General features: G+C 35.8%; 10 protein-coding genes. All 10 read left to right on the forward strand.

From position 1 onward, the window contains the following. Positions 1-14 precede the first annotated feature (14 nt). Positions 15-818, forward strand: coding sequence for a TrmH family RNA methyltransferase (locus ACEN25_RS14490; protein WP_441803531.1), 804 nt, complete (start codon positions 15-17; stop codon positions 816-818). A gap of 18 nt (positions 819-836) precedes the next feature. After that, the gene (locus ACEN25_RS14495) at positions 837-2,069 is read left to right on the forward strand and encodes a M48 family metallopeptidase (protein WP_441803532.1); all 1,233 of its coding nucleotides are present in this window, start codon (positions 837-839) and stop codon (positions 2,067-2,069) included. A 104-nt stretch (positions 2,070-2,173) separates the two neighbouring features. Continuing rightward, complete coding sequence (locus ACEN25_RS14500; RefSeq protein WP_441803533.1) at positions 2,174-4,390, forward strand: RelA/SpoT family protein; 2,217 nt, start codon at positions 2,174-2,176, stop codon at positions 4,388-4,390. Positions 4,391-4,414: 24 nt separating this feature from the next. Continuing rightward, positions 4,415-4,903 (forward strand): Fur family transcriptional regulator, encoded by a 489-nt coding sequence (locus tag ACEN25_RS14505; RefSeq protein WP_441803534.1) that lies wholly within the window; start codon positions 4,415-4,417, stop codon positions 4,901-4,903. Further along, positions 4,904-6,175: an adenylosuccinate synthase gene (locus ACEN25_RS14510; RefSeq protein WP_028375056.1), complete on the forward strand. Its 1,272-nt coding sequence runs from the start codon at positions 4,904-4,906 to the stop codon at positions 6,173-6,175. It abuts the gene before it with no gap. 140 nt (positions 6,176-6,315) lie between these two features. Further along, on the forward strand, positions 6,316-7,362 hold the full coding sequence (locus tag ACEN25_RS14515; RefSeq protein WP_441803535.1) for a zinc-binding metallopeptidase family protein: 1,047 nt from the start codon (positions 6,316-6,318) through the stop codon (positions 7,360-7,362). A gap of 9 nt (positions 7,363-7,371) precedes the next feature. After that, on the forward strand, positions 7,372-7,944 hold the full coding sequence (gene cyaB / locus ACEN25_RS14520; RefSeq protein ID WP_441803536.1) for a class IV adenylate cyclase: 573 nt from the start codon (positions 7,372-7,374) through the stop codon (positions 7,942-7,944). A gap of 131 nt (positions 7,945-8,075) precedes the next feature. Then, entirely contained in the window at positions 8,076-9,896 is a 1,821-nt protein-coding gene (locus tag ACEN25_RS14525) for an OstA-like protein (protein ID WP_441803537.1), read from the forward strand. After that, positions 9,897-11,087 carry an aspartate aminotransferase family protein gene (locus tag ACEN25_RS14530; protein WP_441803538.1) on the forward strand — a complete coding sequence of 397 codons (1,191 nt, stop codon included), beginning with the start codon at positions 9,897-9,899 and terminating at the stop codon, positions 11,085-11,087. Positions 11,088-11,203: 116 nt separating this feature from the next. Further along, complete coding sequence (locus ACEN25_RS14535; RefSeq protein WP_441803539.1) at positions 11,204-12,601, forward strand: tetratricopeptide repeat protein; 1,398 nt, start codon at positions 11,204-11,206, stop codon at positions 12,599-12,601. The last annotated feature ends 11 nt before the right edge of the window (positions 12,602-12,612 follow it).

Genomic DNA, 12,612 nt, shown 5'->3' on the forward strand with positions numbered 1-12,612 from the left:
AGTAACTTTGTATTATGGTTAAAGAAATTAGCAGCATTCACAATCCCACGATTAAACAACTGGTAACCTTACAGGAAAAGGCTAAAGAACGTCGTAAAACAGGTGAGTTTTTAATTGAAGGTATACGCGAAGTTAATCTGGCTATACAAGCTGGCTTTGAGTTGACTCGTATTATTTTCTGTGAAAAAATTATTTGTTCTGAAGATTTAAAAGCCTTACAAGTACAACTTAATCAAAATGTTGAACAAATCGCTGTTACTGAAGAAGTTTATAAGAAAATTGCATACCGTTCTGGTACCGAAGGTTTAATCGCCTGCGCTCGATCTAAATCAAATAGTTTAAGTGATTTACAACTTCCCGATAATCCATTAATATTAGTAGCTGAAGCCCCCGAAAAGCCAGGTAATATAGGCGCCTTATTACGCACGGCAGATGCTGCAGGAGTAGATGCTTTTATACTTGCAAATCCTAAAACAGATTTATACAATCCTAATATTATACGTTCTAGTGTGGGCGGCGTGTTTACAGTAAATATCGCTACAGGAACAACACAAGAGGTTATTGATTTTTTGATTGAACATAATATTAACCGCTATACAGCTATTTTGCAGGAAGCTGTTTCTTATGAAACCCAGAATTTCACAAAACCCACTGCACTTGTTGTAGGTACCGAAGCAGATGGCCTTTCTGAATTATGGCGCGAGCAAACTACTCAAAATATTATTATACCTATGCAAGGCAGTCTCGATTCTATGAATGTATCTGTAGCTGCTGCAATTTTAGTTTTTGAAGCGCGCAGACAGCGTGGTTTCAATTAATTTTTTTATTTTTTTTTGATGACTCCTACGCTCGTATTTTATATAATCATTGCATTTATTATAATTAGTTTTCTAATAGATCAGGGTTTAGACTGGTTAAATGCCAGGCATTTTGATGATCCTGTTCCTGCAGAATTAGCTGATGTTTATGACTTAGAAACCTATAGAAAATCACAATCCTATAAAAAAGCAAATGCAAGATTCTCAGCGCTTACGTCTGGTTTTATGCTTCTTATAACCTTAGCTTTTTTTGTAATAGATGGCTTTGCTCATATAGACAAGATTGCCAGATCATTTAGTAATAATGAAATTGTAGTAGGTCTTATTTTCTTCGGAATAATTATGCTAGGCTCAGACCTGCTTACCACCCCTTTCAGTTATTATAAAACATTTATCATTGAAGAACGCTTCGGTTTTAACAAATCTACTCCGGCACTATTTTTCGCAGATAAATTAAAAGGCTGGATAATGACTATTCTCGTGGGTGGTGGATTATTAGCACTTATAATTTGGTTTTATCAAATAAGCGGTAGCCATTTCTGGCTTTATGCCTGGATTGTCTTTGCTCTTTTTGCATTGGTTATGAATATGTTCTATGCAAAACTTATCGTACCGCTTTTTAATAAACAAAAACCTTTAGAGCAAGGTTCTTTAAGAAATCATATAGAAGCCTACTCTGCAACTGTAGGTTTTAAGCTAGATAACATCTTTGTAATAGACGGTTCTAAACGCAGTACAAAAGCCAATGCTTACTTTTCAGGTTTTGGTTCAGAAAAAAGAATAACATTGTATGATACTTTAGTAAATGACCTTGAAGAAGAAGAAATTGTTGCTGTTTTAGCACACGAGGTGGGTCACTACAAAAAAAATCACATCATCATAAACTTAGTTACTTCAATCCTACTCACAGGCTTTACATTATGGCTCTTAGGAGTTTTTATAAGTCAGCCTTTATTTTCAGAAGCATTGGGCGTATCAAAACCCAGTTTTCACGTAAATTTAATAGCCTTCGGAATTTTATACACCCCTATTTCTGGAGTTACGGGATTTTTAATGAGCTTGCTTTCGAGAAAATTTGAATATCAGGCAGATGATTTTGCAAAAGATACATTTTCGGCAGCGCCACTTATTAGTTCTTTAAAAAAACTATCGCGCAATAGCTTAAGCAATTTGACACCGCATCCTTTATACGTTAAGTTTCAATATTCGCATCCTACCCTATTGCAACGCTATCGTAATCTTTCTAAATAATTACAAAAACTCATTTAAGAAAAGCACTCTTTTAAAAGCGTTTTCAGCATTTTTGGTAATGTTTTTGCGTTTGCATTTCTGTTATATAATTGTACTTTTAGAATATGACTCCTGAGGATATAGAAAAAGAAAATAAAGAACTTACCAGACGCTATAAAGAATTATTGCGCATAAGCTATCGCACCCTATCTGACGACGATAAAAAAATGATCAGGAAGGCGTTTGAGGTTGCTGTTGATGCGCATAAAGATCAACGCCGTAAGTCTGGAGAGGCTTATGTATTTCACCCGCTTGCAGTTGCACGTATAGTTGCCAGTGAGATAGGTATGGACGCTACTTCTATTGCTGCTGCCTTACTACACGATGTCGTTGAAGATACGTCTTATACGGTAGAAGATTTAGAAGAACTTTTTGGCCCTACCGTAGCCCGTATAGTAGATGGTCTTACAAAAATATCAAATTTAAAAAAGCATCACGATGCTTCCCTGCAGGCAGAGAATTTCAGAAAAATGCTGCTTACCATAAATGATGATGTACGCGTTATCATTATTAAAATAGCAGACCGTTTGCATAATATGCAAACTATGGACTCTATGCGACCAGACAAACAAGTCAAAATTGCAAGCGAGACGCTTTACATTTATGCTCCACTTGCCCATCGTATAGGTCTTTATAATATTAAAACCGAGCTTGAAGATCTGGGTCTTAAGTATACAGAACCCGAAATGTTTAGAAGCATTTCGCGGAAGATGAAAGAGACTAAAGAGCAACAGGATCAATATATAGAAGAGTTTACTCAGGCCGTTCAAAATTCTTTGGACAAAGAAGTATTAGATTACGAGATAAAAGGGAGACCCAAATCTATTTACAGCATACGTCGAAAAATGCTGAAACAGAATATTCCGTTTGATGAGGTGTATGATAAGTTTGCCATTCGTATTATCTATAAAGGTACTCCTGATAACGAGAAGTTTTTAGCGTGGAAAATTTATTCAATCGTTACAGATCATTTTAGACCCAACCCCACGCGACTACGCGACTGGATTTCTTCTCCAAAATCAACCGGTTATGAAGCGCTTCACATCACCGTAATGGGTTTAAAGGGGCGTTGGGTAGAAGTTCAAATACGATCTGATCGTATGAATGAGATTGCTGAAAAGGGTTATGCTGCACACTACAAATACAAACAAGGTCCTACTACAGAAACTGAAGAAGATCAGACCTTAGACCAGTGGTTAAACCGTTTGCAGGAAGCTTTAGAAAGTAACGAGACTAATGCAGTAGAATTTGTTGAACAGTTTAAACTGAATTTATACAACAAAGAGATATTTGTTTTTACCCCTCAAGGTGAATTAAAATCACTTCCTAAAGCGGCTACACCATTAGACTTTGCTTTTAGTATACATACCGAAATAGGAATGCATACCCGTGGAGCTCGTGTAAATGGTAAGTTAGTACCCTTAAGTCACGAACTTAAAAGTGGAGATCAAGTAGAGATTATTACCTCTGAACATGCCAGACCAAATAATAACTGGCTTGATTACGCAACCACAGCAAGAGCCCGTGCAAAAATAAAATCATCTTTAAAAGATGAGAAAAAAGTTATTGCAGAAGATGGTAAAGTAATTTTGAGTAGAAAATTAAGATCGCAAAAAATTACTTTAGATGAAAATATCATCAATGAGATGGTAATACACTTTAAGCTCAAGACGAGTCTTGATTTGTTTTACAGAGTAGGTATAGGAACCATAGATAATAAAATGATCAAAGAATATGCTGCATCCCGCAGTAATGCCTTTGTGAGTTATATTAAAAATAAAATACGTAAAGCTCCTGTAGCCGAGCACGTAGATAAAGATGAAATTACAGATAAGTACGACATGCTCGTATTTGGAAAAGATGAGCAAAAGCTTGATTATTCTTTAGCTAAATGTTGTAATCCTATACCGGGTGATAAAGTTTTTGGTTTCACTACGGTTTCTGAAGGTATTAAAGTACACAAACAAAATTGTCCTAATGCAATCGCTTTGCAAAGTAATTATGCCTACCGAATCATACCTGCAAAGTGGATAGACTCTTCTGCACAAGAATTTCAAGCAGATTTAGAACTATCAGGAATAGATACATTGGGACTGGTAAATGGCGTTACGCGTGAGATATCAGAACATATGCACGTGAATATGCGTAATTTAAATTTTACCACACACGACGGTATTTTTAAAGGAAATATCACTGTAATCGTTAAGAATAAAGAGCATTTGCGCAAGCTCATAGAAAACCTAAAAAAAATAAACGGTATCGACAAAGTCATACGCCTGTAAATACGTAACTTTGCACCTTCAATTATGGGACCTAAAGCAATAATAAATAAAGATCAGGAAGTCGTTAAAAACGTCTTTACTAAGTTTCTCGAAGACAACGGTCATCGTAAAACTCCAGAGCGCTATGCGATTCTGCAGGAGATTTACAATTATAAAGATCATTTTGACATCGAGACGCTATACATAAGTATGAAGAATAAAAAATATCGGGTAAGTAGAGCTACGCTTTACAATACGATAGAATTATTACTTGCTTGTGGTTTGGTGCGTAAGCATCAGTTTGGTCAAAATCAATCGCAATACGAGAAATCATATTTTGATAAGCAACATGATCACGTAATACTTACAGATACCGGTGAGGTTATAGAATTTTGTGACCCCCGTATTCAGTCTATTAAAAAAACAATTGAAGAGGTTTTTAATATAGATATTAACAAACACTCACTCTATTTTTACGGTACCCGTAAAAAAGAAATTATAACAGATAACACAACCGAAGACAACAACGCATAAATGGCAGTAGATTTACTTCTAGGTCTCCAATGGGGAGATGAAGGCAAGGGCAAAATTGTAGATGTTCTTACAAAAGATTACGATATTATAGCACGCTTTCAAGGCGGTCCTAATGCGGGACACACACTTGAGTTTGACGGTATAAAACATGTCTTACATACAATACCATCTGGTATCTTTCACGAAAATGCTATAAACCTTGTAGGTAATGGCGTTGTGATAGACCCTGTTATTTTCAAGAAAGAACTTGATAATTTAGCTCAGTTTAAGCTAAACATTAAAGAGAAGTTATTAATATCGCGTAAAGCGCACTTAATACTTCCTACCCACCGCTTACTTGATGCCGCTTCTGAAGCTTCAAAAGGTAAAGCAAAAATAGGTTCTACTCTTAAAGGTATAGGCCCTACGTATATGGATAAAACCGGTAGAAACGGTATACGTGTAGGAGATTTAGAATTAGCAGACTGGAAAGATCGTTATGCAACGCTTCGCGATAAGCATATAGATATGATTGATTTCTATGATGCTAAAATTGAATACGATTTAAAAGAATTAGAATCAGAATTTTTTAAAGCGGTAGAAGTTTTAAAATCACTTACATTCATAGATTCTGAAGAATATTTATATCAAGCTCAGGAAGCAGGAAAATCTATTCTTGCTGAAGGTGCTCAGGGTTCATTACTTGACATAGATTTTGGAACCTATCCGTATGTTACGTCATCTAATACTACTGCAGCAGGTGCTTGTACCGGTCTGGGTGTAGCTCCAGGTCAAATAGCAGAAGTATTTGGTATTTTTAAGGCCTATACAACACGTGTAGGATCTGGCCCCTTCCCTACCGAACTTTTTGACGAGGCAGGAGAGACTATGGGTCGCGTAGGTAATGAATTTGGCGCTACTACAGGTAGACCCAGACGTTGCGGATGGTTAGATCTTGTAGCTCTAAAATATGCAGTGCGTGTAAATGGAGTTACCCAATTAATGATGATGAAAGGTGACGTATTAAGTGGTTTTGATACTCTTAAAATATGTACGCAGTATAAATATAAAGGTGAAGTAATTGATCACCTACCTTATAATATCGAGCCTGAGAATGTTGAGCCTATTTATTTTGAGATGAAAGGTTGGGCAGAAGATCTTACTAAAATGAAAGGTGATGAGCAACTCCCGAAAGAGCTTACCGCATATATTGAATATTTAGAAAAAGAATTACGAGTACCTATTAAAATTGTTTCTGTAGGACCAGACAGAACACAAACAATTCACAGATAAATTTAAAAAATCCGAAGTTTGACTTCGGATTTTTTTTTTGCTCTAATTTTCTGAAAACCTTCACAGTAACGCAATTTACATTGCTTTACATTTGTTACCGAATTAATATTCCATTCGGTCAACTACAGAAACTCCAGCCTATGAAAATTTTTCAGTGTTCTAATTGCAATAATCCCATTTACTTTGAGAATACCTCTTGCGAAAAATGCGGAAATAGCCTAGGCTACTTAAATGAATCTGAAGAGATGCTTTCTTTTAATAAAGAAAAGAAACCTCATTTAAATGATACAGGACTAACATATTGCGCAAATTTTAATAATGATGCGTGTAACTGGCTAGTTGGCATTGATTCAGAAAGTGTGTATTGCGAAGCTTGTGCTACAAATCACATGATTCCTAATATTAGTATTCCTGAAAATAAACTCGACTGGCAAAAAATTGAGGCAGCAAAACGTCGTCTTTTTTACAGTTTGCATAAATTAAATTTACCTACTCAATTTGTAATTGAAGGAGAGCCTTTAAAATTGACTTTCGACTTTTTAGCGCCCTTAGCCAATGATCCTGACGCTGTAAAAACAGGTCATAGCAATGGTTTAATCACCCTTAACATACAAGAAGCAAATGCTGCACATAGAGAGTATATAAAAGAACAGTTGCAAGAGCGTTATCGCACACTTCTGGGGCATTTTAGACACGAGGTAGGGCATTTTTACTGGGATGTTTTAATTAAGCCTAATGAAGAGATTCTAAAAGAGTTTAGAACTCTTTTTGGTGACGACACTCAAGATTATGGAGAAGCATTACAAAAACATTACAAAAATGGTGCACCATCAAACTGGAGAGAACACTACATAAGTTCATACGCTACTATGCACGCCTGGGAAGACTGGGCAGAAACCTGGTCTCATTACATGCATATGATGGATATGCTGGAGACTTCATATAATTTTGGACTAGAAATAGATCCTGAACTTAAAAAAGTGTCTAGCTTAGATGTGAGTTGTGATTTTGATCCCTATGATGGAGCCAAAATGGATAAAATAATTAAGCATTATCTACCACTTACTTATGTTTTAAATTCGCTAAACAGAAGTATGGGACATGCAGATGCCTACCCTTTTATACTTTCAGAACCGGTAATTCAAAAACTTACATTCATTCATAAAGTGGTAAATCGTAAAAATTAAATAGCGCTTATGTACGAAGTTGAATTAAAGGCTAAGCTAAATAATTATGAGTTTACAAAAGCTGAACTCTTAAAGCAAAAACCCATTTCAACCTACCCTGTAGATTATTATGATCGGTATTTTGATACAAATAACGCCTTAAATAGTACCGAAAAAGAACTTAGACTACGTACAAAAACAACTATTGATACTGCAGAACCCAGACACTTTCTAACCTTTAAAGAAAGCCCTTTTGATGTAGAAAGTAAATCAAAACCAGAATTTGAAACTGAAGTCTTAGACCCTGAAGCTACAGAAACTATTCTAAACCAATTGGGGTATACTAAAACATTATCTTATACTAAGCATTGTGAAATTTTCAAGTTTACATATAAAGATTTACAATTGGAAGTTGCACTAGTGAGGCTTGATAAGCTAAAAGACACTTTTTTAGAAATTGAAACCCTGACACCTTATCAGGAGAAAACTGACGCTCTTTTTAAAATACTCTACGATTTTTTAGAAGGCATAAAAATTAAAAAAAACCAACTAACAACATCGTATTATGTTGATCTTATTAAAGAAACTGAAAACACAGCTTGATTTGAAACTCAGTTTCATTTTATAATTCTTTAAAGCTGAAAAGTAAATTAGCGTGTCATCTGTTATTCAATTATAATACCTGTGATACGATCTACAGCAGTTTTTCCGTTATATTTGCATCAAAATTAGCTATGCCCAATTTTTTTAAAAACACCATATTAACAATCGTATTTTTTATTACGATTAGTGCTTTTGCCCAGAAGGGAAAAGAGTTGAATATTCAATCTGATATTGAGCAGATTGACGAAGCAAAATACCCCGGAGCCATTGTCATGTATAAAAGTACTAAACAAGTTTATATTCAACATGAGGGTATTGAAATGTGGTGTGATCTTGCTTTTAATTATAAAGATGAAAACTTTGTAAGAGCTATTGGTAATGTGCGTATGAATCAAGGCGATACTATTACCATGCGCAGTAACTACGCAGAATACAACGGTAACACTCAATTTGCATGGGCTTCTGGCGGTGTAAATCTTAGAACACCTACTGCCACCTTAGATACAGACACATTGTACTTTGACCGAATAAAACAACAGGCATATTATCGAAATTCGGGTACCCTTAGAGATACTGCAAGTGTTATAAATAGCAAAATAGGCAGGTATTTTTTAGACCAGGATAAGTATTCCTTTGTTCAAAATGTGGTAGTTACAAATCCTGAATATGTAATTAATAGCGATCAACTCGATTTTTATTCAGAATCTGGTATCGCATACTTGTATGGGCCATCAACAATCACCAGTGATGCGAGCATAGTTTATTGTGAACGGGGCTATTACGACACGCGTAATGATAATGGTTATTTTGTAAAAAACTCGCGTATAGATTACGATAATCGTACGGTTTATGGGGATAGTTTATATTTTGACAGACCTACTAATTTTGCATCTGCGACTAATAATATTCGGGTAATAGATACCGCAAACAAAAGCATTATTAAAGGGCATTACGCCGAAGTCTATAAGGCTAAAGATTCTGTTTTTATAACTAAACGAGCAGTAGCAATTACTGTTCAAGATCAGGATTCTATATACGTTCACGGCGATAGGCTTGTCGTAACCGGTATTCCTGAAAAGCGAATCGTACGCGGTTATTACAATGTACGCCTTTTTAAAAGTGATCTCAGCGGAAAATCAGACTCGATACATATCAACCAGCAAACCGGTCTTACCCAAATGATAGGCAAACCTATTTTGTGGAGCGGTTTAAGCCAAATGACTGGTGATAGTATTCACCTAAGAAGCAATACTGTTACAGAAAAGCTAGATTCTCTACACGTTTTTAAAAATGCGTTTTTAGCCAAGCAGGATACGATACCACTATCTGACACCCCTTCTAAAAGAGGTTACAATCAAGTTAAGGGAGATGATTTATATGGTACCTTTTTAGATAATAAATTGCATCAGTTAGATATTATAAAAAATGCTGAAAGTATAAATTATATGCGCTCAGACGATGGAGTTTTGCAAGGAATTGATAAAAGTAAATCTGCTTCAATAACCGCTATCCTTGAAAATAATGAACTGGTAGAAATAACCAAATGGCGGCAGGTTGATGGTGATGTGTTTCCACTTTCAAAATTTGAAAAAGAAGCTCGTGAATTTCCCGGTTTGAACTGGAGAGGTGACGAACGCTTATTGACTAAAGAAGATATTTTTAAAGGTGAAGCACCATTTACCCTTACCAAAATTGAGGGCATACCTCTACCCGAGATTGAAGAAGACTTTTTTGACAACACAATACCAGATAATAAATTAGGCATTCCCAGCGCGTCTCAGTTAGACCCTTCAGATTTTAAAAATCGTGAAGAAGATTCACCTTCAATAGGGCTACCTGTAAATGATAAAGCGACAATAAAACAAGACTCTCTGGCTCCTAAAAACCCGGCAAAAATCTTAAAAGAACAGCCACCGGTTAAAGCAAAAGACTCTACTCAAACAGAAAATTAAATGAAAGCTGATTTTCTTAAATATCAGGCTCAAACGAGTCCGCACCCGCTTGCTCTAGAAGTTTCCCACGCGACGGGCTCTTACATTTACGATACATCTGGCAAGGCTTATCTTGATTTTGTCGCAGGTGTTTCCGCGGTAAGTGTTGGCCATTCTAACCCCGAAGTTATTAATGCTATAAAAGAGCAATGCGATAAGTATTTACACGTAATGGTCTATGGGGAATATGCACAGGATCCTGCTGTAAAACTAACGCGACTTCTAGCAGAGCATTTACCAGAACCTTTAGAACAAACCTATCTTGTAAATAGCGGGACTGAAGCTATAGATGGTGCCATAAAACTTGCGCGTCGGGTAACGGGCAGAACTGAAATTATAGCAGCTAAAAAGGCGTATCACGGTAATACTTTTGGCGCACTTAGCTTAATGGATTATGAAGAGCGCGTTGCTCCTTTTAGGCCGGTTATAGGCGATATTTCTTTTCTTAACTTCAATAGTTTTGAAGACTTAAACCTCATAACCGAGCGGACTGCCGGCGTGGTTTTAGAAACCATACAAGGTGGTGCCGGTTTTATTCAACCAAAAAGCGGCTGGCTTAAAGCCGTCAAAAATCGTTGTGAGCAAGTAGGCGCATTACTAATTTTAGATGAAATACAACCGGGTTTTGGCCGCACCGGTAAATTATTTGGTTTTGAGAATTTTGAGGTAATTCCTGATGTTGTGGTAATGGGTAAAGGTATGGGAGGCGGAATGCCTATAGGTGCCTTTACAGCCTCAAAAAAACATATGCAATTGTTATCAGACAATCCTAAAATGGGTCATATAACAACCTTTGGCGGTCATCCTGTCATTGCGGCAGCAGCATTAGCAACTCTAAAATTTATACTCGAAACATCTTTAATGAAAGAAGCTCTTGAAAAAGAGAAGCTGTTTCGATCTTTATTAAAACACAAACTCATTACTGAAGTGCGTGGTAAAGGATTAATGCTTGCGGCTATTACAACCTCTGAGGCTGTTGCAAATGACGCCGTGCTTATGGCTCAGGAGGAAGGTTTAATTTTATTTTGGCTTCTTTTTGAGGGAAAAGCAATACGCATTACGCCACCTTTAACAATCTCAAATCAGGAAATTGAAAAAGGATGTCATATATTACTTAAGGTCTTAGACAAAATAGGGACTAAAGAAGCCTAATTTTAAGTTTAGGCTCAATTGTTGATTATTTTGTTAACAACAATACTAAAATTGATTAGGGCTGTTGCTGTTCCTTTTTACTTTTATGTTGGCAGAAATTTTTAAAAAAACCGTGTATGAAGTTTAATCAAGAACACGAAGAAGATAATTTCCCACTCACCCGTTTTGAATCTATGTTAAAGACAAATGATGTTCTTTTCTTCGATTCGGATGATTTTGAAAATATTGTAAACCATTACCTCGAAAATGGTAAAATTGCTTTGGCAAAAAAAGCAGTTAAGCTTGGTCTTGACCAGCACCCCTCATCTTCAAACCTAAAATTATTTAAAATAGAAATTTTAATTTTTGAGGATAAGCTTGAAGATGCAGATCGATTATTGGCAGAATTATATGAATTAGAACCACAGAATGAAGAGGTTTATATTCAGAAAGCGAACATATATTCTAAACAGGATGATCACCTAAAAGCAATTGAGCTTTTAGAAATTGCGCTAGAACTTACCGATGACGATGCAGATATTTATTCCTTAATAGGTATGGAGTATCTGTTTATGGATGATTATCAAAATGCTAAACTCAACTTCATGAAATGTATTGAAGTTGATGAAGACGATTACTCTGCGCTTTATAATGTTATTTATTGCTTTGATTTTCTTGAGCAGCATCAAGAGGCAATAGACTACCTCAATATGTTTTTAGACAAGAATCCTTATTGTGAGGTGGCGTGGCATCAGGTAGGCAAGCAATATTTTGATTTAAAAAATTATCAAAAAGCGTTGGCAGCTTTTGACTTTGCAATTATTAGTGACGATACGTTTATTGGTGCTTATTTTGAAAAAGGTAAAGTACTTGAGAAATTAGGTAAATACAATGAAGCGATTGAAAATTACCAAATTACGCTAGGGCTAGACGATCCTACATCCTTTGCCTACTTACGTATGGGTAAATGTTACCAGAAGTTACACGCAGACGACCTTGCTATAACCTACTTTTTAAAAACCGTAAAGGAAGATCCACTTTTAGATAAAGGATGGATCGCTATTACAGATTTTTATACTAAAAAGATGGACTATCAAAATGCGCTGTATTACATCAACAAAGCCATTAATATAGATGAGGATAATGTATTGTACTGGAAACGATATGCTAAAATAAATAATCGCCTTAAGTTTTATGAAGAAGCAGAACGCGGTTACAGCAAAACATTAGAACTGGGTAATTATGAACTGGATACCTGGTTAACGCGTTGTGACATTTTAATCAATTTAGGAGAATTAGATACAGCCGTGCAAAATCTTATTGAAGCACAAGCTTTTTATGCCGAATCTCCAGAGATTGAATATAGACTTTCTGGTCTCTATTTTACTTTAGGAGAAGATGACAAAGGCCATTTTCACCTGGAAAATGCTTTAAAAATAGATACCGAGTTTGATATTATTCTAGAAGAGTTGTTTCCCTTTGCGTATGCTAAAAGATCTGTATTAGAAAAAATAAAGCGCGCCAAGAATTCTTAATTGTTTTCTTA

This window comes from Leeuwenhoekiella sp. W20_SRS_FM14, assembly GCF_052119605.1.
In the GTDB taxonomy this organism is placed as follows: domain Bacteria; phylum Bacteroidota; class Bacteroidia; order Flavobacteriales; family Flavobacteriaceae; genus Leeuwenhoekiella.